This is a genomic window from Bradyrhizobium sp. 2TAF36 (assembly GCF_052114925.1).
Classification (GTDB): Bacteria; Pseudomonadota; Alphaproteobacteria; order Rhizobiales; family Xanthobacteraceae; genus Bradyrhizobium; species Bradyrhizobium barranii.
Genome location: NZ_JBFRFR010000026.1, coordinates 50,496 through 63,459, shown reverse-complemented (window position 1 = coordinate 63,459; position 12,964 = coordinate 50,496). Strand labels below are relative to the sequence as shown.

Annotated in this window: 14 protein-coding genes; 8 read left to right on the top strand and 6 right to left on the bottom strand. The window is 65.9% G+C overall.

Annotated features, from left to right (window positions below):
* Positions 1–31: 31 nt before the first annotated feature.
* The gene (locus AB4Z51_RS16670) at positions 32–1,681 is read right to left on the bottom strand and encodes a glycosyltransferase family 39 protein (RefSeq protein ID WP_441497648.1); all 1,650 of its coding nucleotides are present in this window, start codon (positions 1,679–1,681) and stop codon (positions 32–34) included.
* A gap of 312 nt (positions 1,682–1,993) precedes the next feature.
* On the opposite strand from AB4Z51_RS16670, the gene AB4Z51_RS16665 reads away from it, so the two are divergent.
* A complete protein-coding gene (locus AB4Z51_RS16665) occupies positions 1,994–2,851 on the top strand; it encodes a hypothetical protein (protein ID WP_085402707.1) in 858 nt (285 codons plus the stop codon).
* A 158-nt stretch (positions 2,852–3,009) separates the two neighbouring features.
* Positions 3,010–3,426 carry a MucR family transcriptional regulator gene (locus tag AB4Z51_RS16660; protein WP_063984587.1) on the top strand — a complete coding sequence of 139 codons (417 nt, stop codon included), beginning with the start codon at positions 3,010–3,012 and terminating at the stop codon, positions 3,424–3,426.
* A 5-nt stretch (positions 3,427–3,431) separates the two neighbouring features.
* On the opposite strand, the gene AB4Z51_RS16655 is transcribed toward AB4Z51_RS16660, so the two are convergent.
* Together AB4Z51_RS16655 and AB4Z51_RS16650 are read right to left on the bottom strand one after the other, a co-directional pair.
* Positions 3,432–3,860 (bottom strand): SufE family protein, encoded by a 429-nt coding sequence (locus AB4Z51_RS16655; protein WP_028149946.1) that lies wholly within the window; start codon positions 3,858–3,860, stop codon positions 3,432–3,434.
* A 68-nt stretch (positions 3,861–3,928) separates the two neighbouring features.
* On the bottom strand, positions 3,929–4,354 hold the full coding sequence (locus AB4Z51_RS16650; RefSeq protein ID WP_063984586.1) for a DUF5330 domain-containing protein: 426 nt from the start codon (positions 4,352–4,354) through the stop codon (positions 3,929–3,931).
* 409 nt (positions 4,355–4,763) lie between these two features.
* On the opposite strand from AB4Z51_RS16650, the gene AB4Z51_RS16645 reads away from it, so the two are divergent.
* From AB4Z51_RS16645 to AB4Z51_RS16635, 3 genes are read left to right on the top strand one after another with little or no spacing between them, the layout of a single operon-like run.
* Complete coding sequence (locus AB4Z51_RS16645) at positions 4,764–6,635, top strand: PAS domain-containing sensor histidine kinase (protein ID WP_085402708.1); 1,872 nt, start codon at positions 4,764–4,766, stop codon at positions 6,633–6,635.
* Positions 6,628–7,344, top strand: coding sequence for a peptidoglycan-binding domain-containing protein (locus tag AB4Z51_RS16640; protein ID WP_085402709.1), 717 nt, complete (start codon positions 6,628–6,630; stop codon positions 7,342–7,344). The genes AB4Z51_RS16645 and AB4Z51_RS16640 overlap by 8 nt, the downstream gene beginning before the upstream one ends.
* A 57-nt stretch (positions 7,345–7,401) precedes the next feature.
* Positions 7,402–7,746 (top strand): DUF1491 family protein, encoded by a 345-nt coding sequence (locus AB4Z51_RS16635; protein ID WP_063986550.1) that lies wholly within the window; start codon positions 7,402–7,404, stop codon positions 7,744–7,746.
* Here AB4Z51_RS16635 and AB4Z51_RS16630 read toward each other — a convergent pair.
* Entirely contained in the window at positions 7,743–8,717 is a 975-nt protein-coding gene (locus AB4Z51_RS16630) for a DUF2336 domain-containing protein (protein ID WP_085402710.1), read from the bottom strand. The genes AB4Z51_RS16635 and AB4Z51_RS16630 overlap by 4 nt on opposite strands.
* Before the next feature lie 255 nt (positions 8,718–8,972).
* On the opposite strand from AB4Z51_RS16630, the gene AB4Z51_RS16625 reads away from it, so the two are divergent.
* Both AB4Z51_RS16625 and AB4Z51_RS16620 read left to right on the top strand, forming a co-directional pair.
* A complete protein-coding gene (locus tag AB4Z51_RS16625) occupies positions 8,973–9,161 on the top strand; it encodes a hypothetical protein (RefSeq protein WP_014496746.1) in 189 nt (62 codons plus the stop codon).
* Between the two features lie 15 nt (positions 9,162–9,176).
* Positions 9,177–9,938, top strand: a complete 762-nt coding sequence (locus AB4Z51_RS16620) for a hypothetical protein (RefSeq protein ID WP_085402711.1) — start codon at positions 9,177–9,179, stop codon at positions 9,936–9,938.
* On the opposite strand, the gene AB4Z51_RS16615 is transcribed toward AB4Z51_RS16620, so the two are convergent.
* Positions 9,935–10,798: a LysR family transcriptional regulator gene (locus AB4Z51_RS16615; RefSeq protein ID WP_085402712.1), complete on the bottom strand. Its 864-nt coding sequence runs from the start codon at positions 10,796–10,798 to the stop codon at positions 9,935–9,937. The genes AB4Z51_RS16620 and AB4Z51_RS16615 overlap by 4 nt on opposite strands.
* 95 nt (positions 10,799–10,893) lie before the next feature.
* Between AB4Z51_RS16615 and AB4Z51_RS16610 the strand changes: the two genes are divergently transcribed.
* Entirely contained in the window at positions 10,894–11,721 is an 828-nt protein-coding gene (locus AB4Z51_RS16610; RefSeq protein ID WP_135214853.1) for an MBL fold metallo-hydrolase, read from the top strand.
* A gap of 22 nt (positions 11,722–11,743) precedes the next feature.
* On the opposite strand, the gene AB4Z51_RS16605 is transcribed toward AB4Z51_RS16610, so the two are convergent.
* Positions 11,744–12,823, bottom strand: coding sequence for a Cj0069 family protein (locus AB4Z51_RS16605; protein ID WP_085402714.1), 1,080 nt, complete (start codon positions 12,821–12,823; stop codon positions 11,744–11,746).
* Positions 12,824–12,964 lie beyond the last annotated feature (141 nt).

The window sequence follows — 12,964 nt, the reverse complement described above, 5'->3', positions numbered from 1 at the left end:
CGCTCCATCCGGGCTACAAGGGAGAAGAATTTTACGGCGCCGGGATCGACAGCAGGCTGGAAATGCTGCGGCCGCGGATGTCGTAGACGCGGGCGAACACCACGTCGTCGCGCTTGATCTCGACCATCACGGGCGCAGTGAGGCCCTTGCAGTAGAACTCGCCGAGCGTCATCGCGAAATCGGCCGCGTTGGAATCCCAGCCGATGGTGAAGTCGGGCCCGAGCGCGACCTGGGCCGGGCGCTGCGGACCGCACACCGCGACCTTCCATTTGCGGTTGCCCGGCGCCACTTCCTGCCGCTCGACGATCTGCTCGCGCAATTCGTCCGAGGCCTGCTTCAGCGCAAGGCCCCAATAGTCCAGCATGAAGCGGTCGTCGGCGCCGSGCACGGTGCCGGCGATGTGGTTGAAGTGCGTGTACTGATAGGGATGCAGCCGGATCATCTCGGCCAGCGAGAGCGCGAGGCCGAAGCAGAAGGTCGCGAGCACGACGGGCTGCCAGGTGCGGTGGTTGGTGCGCAGGCGCTCCATGGCCCAGGCAAAGGCGACGCCGCCGAGCACCGCCATCGGCGGGATCACGAAGACGAAGTGGCGGATGCCGTTGTACAGCGCCGGCCGCTTCACCATCGCGATCGCGAGCGGCAGGGTCGCCGCCAGCGTCAGCATCAGGAGGATGGTCTTGCGGCGCGCCGGAACCTCGCGGCGCGGCAGCATCGCGAAGGTGCTGACCACGGCGCCGCCCATCAGCACCAGCATGACCTCGGGAAGCTGCAGCGCGAACAGCGTCGGCAGATAGGACCAGGGCATGTCGGGCACGGACACAATCGCGCCGTCGAACATCTCCTTCCAGGGCTTCTCGAAGAAATGCGAGAAATAGGTCAGGGCCTCGAAGGGATTGCCGGGCTCCATGATYGACCACGGCCAGATCAGGCCCATCACGAGATAGCCGAACACGAGGCCGGGCAGCAGCACGTAGACGACATGGGCGAAGCGGCGGGCTGCTTCGCGGGCGCCTTCGGTGCGCAGCTCCTCCAGGAACAGCGGCATGAAGCCGATCATGGCGTAGACCAGCGCGAGGCCGCCGAGGACGCGGCAGCCGAGCGAGAGGCCGGCACCCAGGCCGACAATCAGGATCGTGCGCGGCGACGGCTGCGGATATTCCTCGGCGAGGCGGACGAGGCCCAGCATCAGGATGATCATGGCCACCGCGAAGGGCGCATCCTTCGGGTTCATGAACATGTGGCCATAGAAGATCGGGCAGAGCGCGAGCAGCAGGAGTGCGGCAAGACCGGCAAGGGGCCCGCCGATGCGGCGGCCGAGCCGCCACGTCACCGCAAGCCCGATCACGCCGACCGTGGCGCCGAGCAGGCGTCGCGTCTCGAACAGCTCGAGCGGAATGACCTTGTGCAGGAGAGCCGCGACCATGTCGAAGCCGCCGCCATACATGTAGAGATTCGCGAAGGAGAGCGCCGCGGTGTCCCTGAAGCCGGAACCGAACATGCGCAGCAGCAGGTCGGCATATTCAGCGTGGGTGTAATCGTCCCAGCCGAGCCCGTAGTCGCGGAAGGTCAAGCCTGCAATGACGGCGACCGCAGCCAGCACCAGCATGGCGAGATCGTCGCAAGTCCGTTCAACCGAGCGCCGCAGAGGCGTGTCGATCGCCGAAGTCGTGATGGATGTCATGGCTATTGGTGACCCGGAATCCCCTCTTGGCCCTGCTGGTGCCCGCGGGCCACTTCCCCGGAATCCCTATAGCGCAGTTCCATTACCAAGTAATTGGGCATTATGGCTAAAATCCTGATGCGACGCAGCAAATCCAGACAGTTGAGAGCAAGTTAGAAGTAGCGGGCCGTAGCTGAAGGGAATGTGAATAAGTCCCTGATATCCTTCCCTTTAGGAACGCAGGCTCTAATTCGCCGTTGGCGTGGAACACCGTATGACGGTATCGTGGCGCAACGGGTGTCGCGCACGGCTGCGCGACCAGGGGTGAGTTCGATGAGCTTGGCATTGTTGATTGTGGGGATTTTCGCCGTCCTGGCGGGCCTCCTTACGATCCTGTTCGGCTTCACCGTTAGGGAGGCCAGCCTCGGCAGCACCCTCATAATCTCCGGCACCATTGGCGTCTGCTCCGGAATGTTACTGGCCGGCCTCTACGTCGTGGTCGTGGAACTGAAGGGCATCGCCCGCCGGTTGGCCGGATCGGCCGCGCCGGGCGAGGTTCGGGTCAGGCCCGTGCTGCCAGGCCTCGCGGTGCCTGGCGTGCCAGTGTCCGAGCCGTTCCCGGCATCGGCGACGAAAACCGAGCCACCACCGGCCGCGGGTCTGCCGCCGTGGCAGAGCGAGGCCGCCGCGCGCGAGCGTCCGCGCGCCGAACCGCCGCCGGAGCCGGAAGCTCCGACACCGCCTGCGGCTCCGGAAGCGCCGCGCCGCCGCAACCTGTTGTTCGCATCGTCCTCCCGCAAGGAGCGCGAGCGCGCGGAGGCGAAGGCGACAGAGAGCTTGCCGCCGCAGCCTCATGACGAGCCCACGGAACCGGCCGGCCCGGAGAGTCAGCCGGCGAGCTTCGACGATGCCTGGCCGAGGCCGGACCGTATGCGGCCACCGGAACCGCCGGCCGCCGGGCGTCGCCCGCCGCCGCGCTCGCCGTCGATCTTTACCGAGCCCGGCCCGCCGCCTCCGCCCGAACCGACGCCGGTCGAGCAGGCGCCCGTGACCGTGCTCAAATCGGGTATCGTCGACGGCATGGCCTATTCGCTCTATTCCGATGGCTCGATCGAAGCGCAGATGCCGGAAGGCATGATGCGCTTCGCCTCGATCGACGAACTGCGCGCCCATCTCGACCAGCGGTCCTGAGGCCGCTGCGTCCAAGTAGAGCGCCATCGTTCTTGTCACTTCGTCAGTAATCAGCTCATATTCGTCAGTCGTCTTATTTCGGCCGAATGTATTGTTGACACGAAATACTTCGGCGTCGTCAATCCGGCGAGACGCAAGGTCAGGGAGAGGTCGGGCCCATGTCGGATAACGGGGCTAAGAATTTCATCGAGCTAACGGCGAGCATCGTGTCCGCCTATGTCGGCAACAATCCGACGCCGGCGGCCGATATCCCGAACCTGATCAGCCAGGTGCATGGCGCCTTGGTGCGCGTCTCGTCAGGCCGCACCGAGACCGCGCCGCTCGAGCCGGCCAAACCGGCGGTGTCGCTGAAGAAGTCGATCGCGCCGGACTATCTGGTCTGTCTGGAAGACGGCAAGCGCTTCAAGTCGCTGAAGCGCCATCTGCGCACCCAGTACAACATGACGCCGGAGCAATATCGCGAGAAATGGGGCCTGCCGGCCGACTATCCCATGGTCGCGCCGAACTACGCGGTGGCGCGCTCGCAACTGGCAAAGCAGATGGGACTGGGACAGCAGCAGCGGAAGCGGAAGTAACCGCTTCAGGTGGCTTCCGCGAGCGCCTCTTTCGCGTCGGTCTTGATGCGCTCGACCATCGAGCGCAGGCCGTTGGAACGCTGCGGCGTCAGATGATCGCGAAAGCCGAACTCGTTGAACACCGCGATCGCGTCGGTCGCAAGGATCTGCTGCGGCGTGCGGCCGGAGTAAAGCGAGAGCACGATCGCGACCAGCCCGCGCACGATGTGGGCGTCACTGTCGCCGCGATATTTCAGGATCGGGGCGCCGCCATCGCGATCGACCAGCTTCTGGAGCCAGACCTGGCTGACGCAGCCATTCACCTTGTTCTCGGCCGAATGCTCGGATTCGGGCATCGGTTCCAGGGTGCGGCCGAGCTCGATGACGTACCGGTAGCGGTCGTCCCACTCGTCCAGAAGCTCGAAATTGTCCCTGATTTCGTCGATCGTCGTCATGCTGGCCCAATGTTTCCGTTCAGGCCAATATAAGGATGCGAGGAGGCGAAATCGATAGGGTTTGGGCGCTAATTCGCCGGCGCCGCCGCAGGGCCGCGCCATTCCAGCGCGAGGTCGTCCTGGCTCAGGGTGTCGCGCGGCGCCTCGCCCGAGGCGGCATCGCCTTCGCCGGCCAGCGCGATCGAGCCGGTATGATCGGGCGCCTTCTTGTCGGTCTTCTCGAGCTGCTCTTTCTTGTCGTTGATGATCTGGTAGATCTTCTTCGCGCCGTCCTGGGCGCGCTGGCCGATGATGGTCGCGGCCTGGCCGCCGACCTCGCAGGCCGCCGGCTGGCGCTTGCAGAACTGGGTCACGTCGGAGACGGCCGCGGTCGCAGCCTGCACCGCATCGGCGGCGCCGATCTGCGGCAGCTTCTCCGATTCGGGCGTCTTGTCCCGCGGCAGGAGCACCAGCACCAGCCCGAGCCAGAATGTGATGCGGAGCAGAAAGCGCATCTTATCGACCTGTATGTTAGATCCCGCCGCGGCGATGCCCGCGAGGCGCCGGACCTAGCAACTCTCGATAAATCGCAAGTGATTGCCTTCCGCTTAATTCGCGGAAAATCTGCGCAAGAATCTTCCCGAACCGCCACGTCGTAAATTTTCGATTGACGCCGGAGCCCCGTGATTCCGCCGGCGCCGCTTGTCCACCAATTCGAAACCATGCGGGGACTGGTGAAACCCTGTGTTCACCATCCCCGATGATGACGTGGTCAAATCGCTTAAAAATCTCCGCGATGACACAGTGTCCGGCGGCGGGCCGCATTGCCTTAGCACTCGTTTAAGGTCGCTCTGACACGGTGGCTCAACGATAAGGAGGCGTTCCGGCACGTCTTCTCGACGAGTGGGCCGAAGCGCGAGACCCGTGACAGTTTTGAGTATCATCCGCGATTGTCTCGATGCACTGCTGCATCCCTCCGCGCGTTACGACGCGCTGACGCGAGCGCGCCATCGTGCCTTCATGGCGCCGCGGCTGCTCGGCAGCCTGGCCGCGTTTGCCGCATTCCCGGTCTATCTCGCCACGCGCGGTGCGCCGAGCGCGATCGAGGTCGCCGCCTTCGCGTGGCTGATCGCCCCCATTCTCCTGTCATGGTTCCTGTCGCGCACCGGCCGCTATGAAGGCGCCCATGTGCTGTCGTCGCTGGCGCTCGCCGGCCTGATCATGGCGGTTGCCGGCACCACCGGCGGCATCGAATCATTCGCCGCGATCTGGCTGGTCGTGGTTCCCCTGGAAGCCGCGTTGTCGGCCTCGCGCCGCGTCGCGGCCTTCGCCTCCCTGCTTGCGCTGTCCTGCGCCGGCGTCCTGATCCTTGCCGGCCAGCTCGGCTGGCTGCCGGCCGGAGACGCCAGCTCCGCACAACGCGGCGTGCTGATGGCGTTCGGCGTCGCCTCGGCGACGCTCTATGCCGCGGGCCTCGCCTTCGGCGCGGAATCGCTCGCGCGCACCAGCGTTGCGCTGCTGTTGCGCGAGGAAGAGCGCTATCGCCTGCTGGCGCGCAACATGAGCGACGTGATCTCGCGGCATCGGCGCAACGGCGCGGTGCAGTTCATCTCGCCGGCGGTGGAAGCCATGCTCGGCATGCCTGTCGCGCAGCTGCTCGGCCACGGCCTGTTCGACCGCGTCCATGTCGCCGATCGTCCGGCCTATCTCACCGCGCTCTCCGATGCCGCGCGCGGCGACGTGCGCAGCGTCGAGTTCCGACTGCGGCGGGAGCCGGCCGGATCGGAGCGTGGCCAGGTCGATTTCATCTGGGTCGAGATGCGCTGCCGGCCGCTCGACCAGGATATCGGCCGCCAGGATATTGACGGTGACGCCACGCGCGAGGCGGAAGTCGTCGGCGTGATGCGCGACGTTACCGATCGCAAGCTCGCGGAGCAGGCGCTCGATCAGGCACGCAGCGCCGCGGAAACGGCCGATGCCGCCAAGACGCGCTTCCTCGCCACCATGAGCCACGAGCTGCGCACGCCGCTCAACGCCATCATCGGTTTCTCCGAGATGATCGCGCAGGAGCAGACCCTGATGCTGGGTGCGGCCCAGCGCAAGGAATATGCCCAGCTCATCAACGATTCCGGCCAGCATCTGCTGTCGGTCGTCAACGGCATCCTCGACATGTCGAAGATGGAATCGGGCAATTTCGAGATTGCGTCGGAACCGTTCGCGCCGCGCGCATCTCTGATGCATTGCTGCAATCTGCTGGCGCTGAAGGCGCGGGAGAACGGCATCGACCTCATCACCGATGCGCCGCAGGACCTGCCTGTCATGACCGGCGATCCGCGCGCCTTCAAGCAGATCGTGCTCAATCTCGTCGCCAACGCCATCAAGTTCACCGAGCGCGGTGGTCAGGTCACCGTATCGGCCGCGGTGTCCGGATCGCAGCTCGCGCTGCGCATCAGCGACACCGGTGTCGGCATTGCGGCGGATGATCTCAAGCGCATCGGCGCGCCGTTCTTCCAGGCCGGAAAGACTTATCAGCGCCGTCACGAAGGCACGGGTCTCGGGCTTTCGATCGTCAAGAGTCTGGTGGCGTTGCATCTCGGCGAATTGACTGTACAAAGCAGGCTCGGCGAGGGCACCTCCGTCACCGTCAGATTGCCGCTCGTCTACACGCCGCCGCAGGCCAAGACGTCCGATAGAATGGCGGCCGAGAGCAAGATCGCGACGCTGACACCGGTGCCGCGCCAGGAGCTTCAGGACCAATCTCACGACCAACCCGCTCTGGTGAAGAAAAGTGCCTAAGAAGTCTGCCAAGGACGAAGCCGCTCCGCGCCGCCGTGGCGCCAAGGCCGCGGTCATCGATGTCGAGACCGAGCGCAATCTTGCGATGCGCATCCTGCTGCACAGTCCCAAGGACACGCTGGCCGGTCTCGTCGGCGTCGCCGCAGTCAGCGCGATCGTTGCGAATGCGCTGTTCCTTCAGACCGGCCGGCATCCGGCGCCGATGTTCGGCACCGTGATCAATCTTCCCGCGCCGTCGTCCGTGCCGCTGTCGAACCCCTTGCCGCGTCCGCGCCCCGTCGGCGCGGATACCTCGCCGCTGGAGCCGAGAGCGACGGAATTCCGCGCCGAGCCCAAGCCTGTCGAGCGCGCCGCCGAGAAGGCCCCCGAGAAGCCGGTCGAGGCGACGGCATCGACGCCGCGCGCGGGCGATCCGATGACCAATCTGGTCAAGCAAACGACGTCGGCGCCGCCGCAATCCGTCGCCATCGCGCGTCCGCCGGCGCCGATTCCCGTCGCGCAGAGTCCGGCCGCGCGGCGTATCGCCGGCGTGCAGCGCGCGCTGTCCGAATACGGCTATGGCAATTTGAAGATCACGGGCACGATGGGCGCAGAGACGCAGTCCGCGATCCAGAAATTCGAGCGCGAGCACAAGATGCAGGTGACGGGTCAGGTCTCCGACCGCCTGCTGCGCGAGCTCGGAGCCGCGATCGGCCACCCCGTCGAATAAGCGTCATTGTTGTGCGAAGGCTGGTGCTGATTGCAGCACTGGCCTATCGTGCTCTTCATGCGTTTGAAATCAAACATTTGGGTTTCCGCCTACCTGCGCCGGTGCCAGACCGAAGGCGTGTTCGGGGCGGTGCGTCGTCGCGGTGCCGAGGAGGCGGGCGCGGTATTCGTGAAGGTGTCGCTGCTCGACGGCAACGCGATGCTGTACGTACCGGCGCCGCAGACCGTCTATGACGACGGCCGGCCGGTCGATCGCTTCTTCGTGCCACTTGCCGCGCAGCCGATGCCTGAGCCAGCGGTCGAGGAGCGCCTCACCAAGGAAATCCGCTTCGATCCGGACGCCTGGATCGTCGAGACCGAGGACCGCAAAGGTCGTCACTTCCTCGAATTGGCGAAGACCTAGCGGTCCGATCCGTCGGTGCCCGTCCGCACCGCGGGCGCGGAGCCCGGCTGCACGCCCGGCCGGGTCTGATTGGCGCCCGCACGCGCGCGCTGGCGTTCGCTCTCATGCAGCGACGACTGGTATTTTGCGCGCGTGACTGCGAGCGTCGAGCCGCGCCAGGCCGCCAGCATCACCAGCGCGGAGCGGTCGCTGAGCCGGTCGTAGAGCCGTGACAACCGGTACACCGCATCGACCGACGTGCCGATCTCCGGCTTGAAGAACAGGAGGATGCGCTGGAAGTTCGGGCTCGGCATGTCGAGCGCGCGCGCGGCGACCGCGAGCGCTTCGCCGCCGGCATCGTCGACGATCTGCGCTGCGACGCGCGAGGGCAGGATCAGGCTGTCGCCGAGCTCGTAGGTGAAATTCTCGACATCGTTGGCGATTGCCGCCATCTCCAGGATCTGGATCGCGCGCTTGGCACGCACGGTCGGAATCCGCGGCGCGGCCCTCAGCGGGGTCTGCCCCAGATTGTGCAGGACCAGCGCGCGCTGGGTCGCATCGGCGCGGAAGAACATCTCGTGGATCTCGGCCGCTTCCTTCGGCTGCATCGCCATGTTGGCGGCCATGCGCAACTCGGCGTCGGTCGGCGTGCGAGCAGGCGAAGCCGCCTGCTGCGAGCTGCGAATTTCGCGCGCGAGCGGAACCCTGCGGCCTTCCTGGGTCGCGACCAGCCCGAGTTTCTGCAGGACCGGGACGGGCGTCTGCGGATAGATCGCAAGCTTCGCCTTGACGGCCGCGCGCGTCGCATCGTCGACCTGGTCGATCAGCCGCGTCGCAAGCTCGATGAACTGGCGCTGCTCGTCGTCGCTGTGGGTGGGCGCCTGGACATAGAGGTCCGTCAGCACGCGCAGCAGCGTCGGGCGAACATCAACGCCTTCGCGACGGGAGAGGCTCATCAGCCCGTCGAATCCGGGAAACAGCGACTTGGTCATGGAGAGATACGCGACCTGGAAGAGATACTCGTCCGCGAGCCTAACGCAGGTTCCTTTAAAGGCTCGTTAAGGAAAACGAGGCGTGAAGTCGACCCCATCATTTCAGGTGTTGTCGTCCCGCAACGGGACGCGGGAGGCCGCCCGTGAAGTTACGGTCCGGCAGGCGCGTTTACACCCCGTTAACCATGAACTGATCTTAATGAACGCACGTTGCACCAGCGCGCTCGGTCGCGCGGCAATTGATAGAGAGCTGATATGGGGACCATTATCGAATTTCCGGCCGGTCGCCGGGCAGGCTCGTCGGGGGATGCCACGCCGCGTACGGAAACGGGAACGATTCTGATCCTCCCCGTGATCCGCATCGAGCGCCAGACGGAAGAAACCAGCGGCGATCGCGGGCCGGAGCAGGGCACAGCACCGGGGCGCCGTCGTCGTCGCCGCTAGCGTCCGGCTTTTGCAATGCCGGATGCCATCCGCCAGATTCGGCCTGTCGTAACGGCCGTCCTGCTCGCACTCGTCGGTGCGACGCTCGGCGCGTGCAGCGGCGGCGATTTCGGCCGCACCCGCGCTGACATGCGCAGCGACGACATGCATCGCTGGCTCGGGGCCGAGGCCACCGGCAGCGTTGGCCTGAAGTCGTCACAATTCCAGCTCACCGACGCGGAGCGCCAGCTTCGCGATCTTGCCTATCCCATGATCGAGCCGCCGCTGTCGCGGCCCGCCTGGAAGAGCGTATTCGGCGACTACAAGGCGCTGCCGTCGCCCTGGCAGCAGAAGGTCGTGTTCGACCGCACTATGTATGGGCGCACGCTGATCGACGAGCCGCATCGCTCGCATTCCTCGCGCTATGCGCAGCTGATCGAGGACGTGCGCAACGACATCACCCGTTTCGAGCCGTTCTTCGGCTCCGCGATCCGCGTCATCGATCTCGACAGGAAGCGCGATGCGACCATGGCGCGCGTCTCCGAGCTCTCGCCAAGGGAGAGGGAGGATGCGGTCGCGCGCATGCGGGAGAACTCGCTGATCATCCAGTGGGTGCAGCTGTGCCTCGAGCAGCGCGTCTCGTCCTATCGCTGGGCGCTGGAGCGTCTGGTGATCCAGGCGCCCGACGGCATGGCCGCCGATGCCGACCGCCTGATCGGCGAACTCGCAGCCCAGACCGCCAATCCGCCGGTTGCGGCCCAGCCGCCCTATGGCCGCGCAGTCATCTCGAAGGGCTAGGACTTCCTGCGTTTGTTGCGCCGTGGGCCGGTCGGATCCGGCTTGCGCCGCTGCTTCTGAAGTTTCCCGACAAAATCCTTCAGCGCATCCGCCAGCGGCTCTGAGGCGCGGTAGGCAAGCCCGACCTCGCGTTTGACCCTGACCTCGATCTCGCGCACCGCGACATCGGGATTGCCGCGCGCCACGCCTTCCGGGACGATCGCAATGCCGACGCCGGCCGCGACCAGCGCCATCGCCCAATCCTCCGATTGCGCGATCGCCGCGGTCTGCCTTCGTTGTGAACTCCGGCCGAAGAATTCGCTTTGCTCGCAATGGCAGCGGTCGATCAGGGGGACGCCGGCGAGATCGGCAGCCCGCAGCTTCTCCTTCAGCGTCAGCGGATGCGAGGGCGGAAGTGCGGCGACATAGCGCTCGCTCCACAGCGCGACGAAATGCTCGTCGGCGCGGAGCATGCTCTTTGAGATGATCCGCGCATCGGCGCCTTCGTCGCTGCCGACGAGGCGGAGCGCGATGTCGGTGCGCGCCGTCAGCGGCTTCAGCAGCGCGATCGTTCGGGGTATGTCGAGCGTGCGCATCAGTCCCAGCGTGACGGTGGTCTTCGTATTCGGCTTCCTGAAGAGGCTGCGTGCGGCGTCCGCCTCGTCGATGATGCGGCGGGCCAGCGCATGAAACTGCTCGGCCGAGGCGGTCGGCGCGACGCCCTTCTTGTGCCGGATGAACAGCGTGGTGCCGAGTTCGGCCTCCAGATGGGTGATCGCGGTCGAGATCGACGGCTGCGACACGAAGCAAGCGCGTGCCGCCGCGGTCAGTTTGCGCTCGCGATACACGGCGGCGAAGTAGCGAAGCTCGCGGATGTCCATAGGTTATGCCTAGAGATAGTATCAATATTCAATATTTTACTTATGGATTGCCCGGTGGCAAGCAGCGCCCTGCTCACAACAGGCAGGGAAGCGCCATGAAGATCCACCACCTCAACACCGGCACGATGTGCCCCATGGGCCGCCGCCTTGTGAACGGCACCGGCGGCCTGTTCCAGCGCGCCCGCCTGGTCTGCCATTGCCTGCTGGTCGAGACGAGGGACGGACTCGCTCTGGTCGACACCGGCATCGGTCTCGGCGATATCGCAACGCCCAATCGGCTGGGTGGCCGATGGCTGCGCCAGACCGCGCCGAGGCTGGACCCGGCGGAGACGGCGGTCGAGCAGGTGAAGGCGCTCGGCTACTCACCCGGCGATGTGCGCCACGTGCTCCTGACGCATCTCGACCGCGACCACGCCGGCGGCGTGCCKGACTTTCCCCATGCCGCGATCCACGTCCACCGCGCCGAATACGACATGGCGGTGCTACGCAAGCCCGCGCCGCCCGAAGGGCGCTATGTCACGGGGCAGTGGAGCCATGGGCCGGGCTGGACCTTCTATGGCGAGGCCGGCCAGGACTGGTTCGGCTTCAAGGGCGTGCGCGCGCTCGGCGACAAGGAAGCCGACATCCTGATGATCCCGCTCGCCGGCCACACGCTCGGCCATTGCGGCATCGCGGTGCGATCAGGTGACAAATGGCTGTTGCATGCCGGCGACAGCTATTTCCACCACGCCCAGCTCGACCCATCGCCGCGCGTGCCGTTGATGCTGGGTTATTTCCAGCGCCGCGGCGACATGGATCGCAAGATGCGGATCGCCAACCAGGCGCGGCTGCGCGCGCTGAAGCTCAACCACGGCGACCGCGTGAGCATCGTCAATAGCCACGATCCCGTCGCCTATGAAAGCTGCCGCTGCGCTGCGCATTAGGGTGTCGAAGCCAGGCCGCCGGTTATACGCCCGAACGCACTGCTTGAGTCCGGAGCAGGCGGTGCTTCACCGTTCGGGCGATTGCCGCCGGCGCGTCGTCGGGAATCGCGAAGCATGAGCTCGCGTTGATTTCGCACAGGACGTAGGTGTCGGTGCCGGCGGCGTCGCGGGGCCCGTACAGGAAGTCGGCGTCCCAGATCACCGGCAGCGACGGCTCGTCGATGCCGAGCGTGCCCATCAGCTGCGGCGTCCATTCGTCCTCCATCGCTCTTCGGAGCGCCTGGAATTGCGAAGCAGCGGGTCCGTGCATGATCCGTGGGCCCGGCTGAGCCTCGGGTGCGTCGGGGCCTTCCGGCGGCGGCGGGATCAGGGCCTTGATCAATTGATGCCCGAAGCCCGCGACCTTGGCGCCGCTCATGTAGCAGCGGATCATGCCGTCGGGTAGGCGGGGTTGGAACGCCTGGTCGATGATGCAGCCGCCCCATCCGAAATACGGTTCGCAGCGGGCGAGCAAGGCATCGAGCGGAATGTCCTCGGGTAGACTGCCGCGTTGGGCATGCAGCACGCGAACCATGGCGTCCACGTTGGGCAGGGCCTCCACCTTCCACACCCCCTGGCCACCATTGCCGCGATTTTGCTTGAGCACGCGCGGACCATTCGCCTGAAGGCGCGAAGGAAATTCGGCGCGGAAGCTTGCGGCGGTGTCATAGCGGTGCGTGTCGGCTCCCCAGCCGAGGTGACGCGTTCGGTAGAGCACGTCCTTGACGCCCATCTTCAGGATCACGTCGGGATGGGCGCTTACCCACGGCCCTTGCGCCGCAACGTCGCGAAGCAGCGGGTCGAGGGCCTCGCGCGTCTTGCCTTGATGGATCGGATCGACCCAGACGAGCACGCCATCGACGGCGAGCAGTTGATCGCGCGCGGCGTCGGCGAAAATCTCGTCGTAGATCACCGGCCGGGCTTCGATGCCGACCGCGGCGAGTGCTTCGAAAACGCGAACGAAGCGGCTGTTTTGCGCCGTCGCGTCCCGGCGCGCGGCTGCATCGCCGCGGGAGAGGATGGCAACGGTATGGCGGAGAGGAGGGTGGCGTTCGGTATCCATGCGCAAGCTCCACGAATGGCGTGCTGCGCAGAGCTTGGACCGAGGTCTCACGGGGAGTCTGCTTCGTCCCCACGCCGATGAATGTACGTGAAATCGTCCGGTCGTTGCAAGATGGTGCTTGTGCGGTTCCATCTAGACGGC

Bases quoted from the DNA above. Each gene is read 5' to 3' on its own strand.
- AB4Z51_RS16630 (WP_085402710.1), bottom strand. From the start codon at position 8,717: ATGACCAAGTCGCTGTTTCCCGGATTCGACGGGCTGATGAGCCTCTCC.
- AB4Z51_RS16605 (WP_085402714.1), bottom strand. From the start codon at position 12,823: ATGGATACCGAACGCCACCCTCCTCTCCGCCATACCGTTGCCATCCTC.
- AB4Z51_RS16650 (WP_063984586.1), bottom strand. From the start codon at position 4,354: ATGCGCTTTCTGCTCCGCATCACATTCTGGCTCGGGCTGGTGCTGGTG.
- AB4Z51_RS16635 (WP_063986550.1), top strand. From the start codon at position 7,402: ATGCGTTTGAAATCAAACATTTGGGTTTCCGCCTACCTGCGCCGGTGC.
- AB4Z51_RS16615 (WP_085402712.1), bottom strand. From the start codon at position 10,798: ATGGACATCCGCGAGCTTCGCTACTTCGCCGCCGTGTATCGCGAGCGC.
- AB4Z51_RS16660 (WP_063984587.1), top strand. From the start codon at position 3,010: ATGTCGGATAACGGGGCTAAGAATTTCATCGAGCTAACGGCGAGCATC.
- AB4Z51_RS16665 (WP_085402707.1), top strand. From the start codon at position 1,994: ATGAGCTTGGCATTGTTGATTGTGGGGATTTTCGCCGTCCTGGCGGGC.
- AB4Z51_RS16655 (WP_028149946.1), bottom strand. From the start codon at position 3,860: ATGACGACGATCGACGAAATCAGGGACAATTTCGAGCTTCTGGACGAG.
- AB4Z51_RS16620 (WP_085402711.1), top strand. From the start codon at position 9,177: ATGCCGGATGCCATCCGCCAGATTCGGCCTGTCGTAACGGCCGTCCTG.
- AB4Z51_RS16625 (WP_014496746.1), top strand. From the start codon at position 8,973: ATGGGGACCATTATCGAATTTCCGGCCGGTCGCCGGGCAGGCTCGTCG.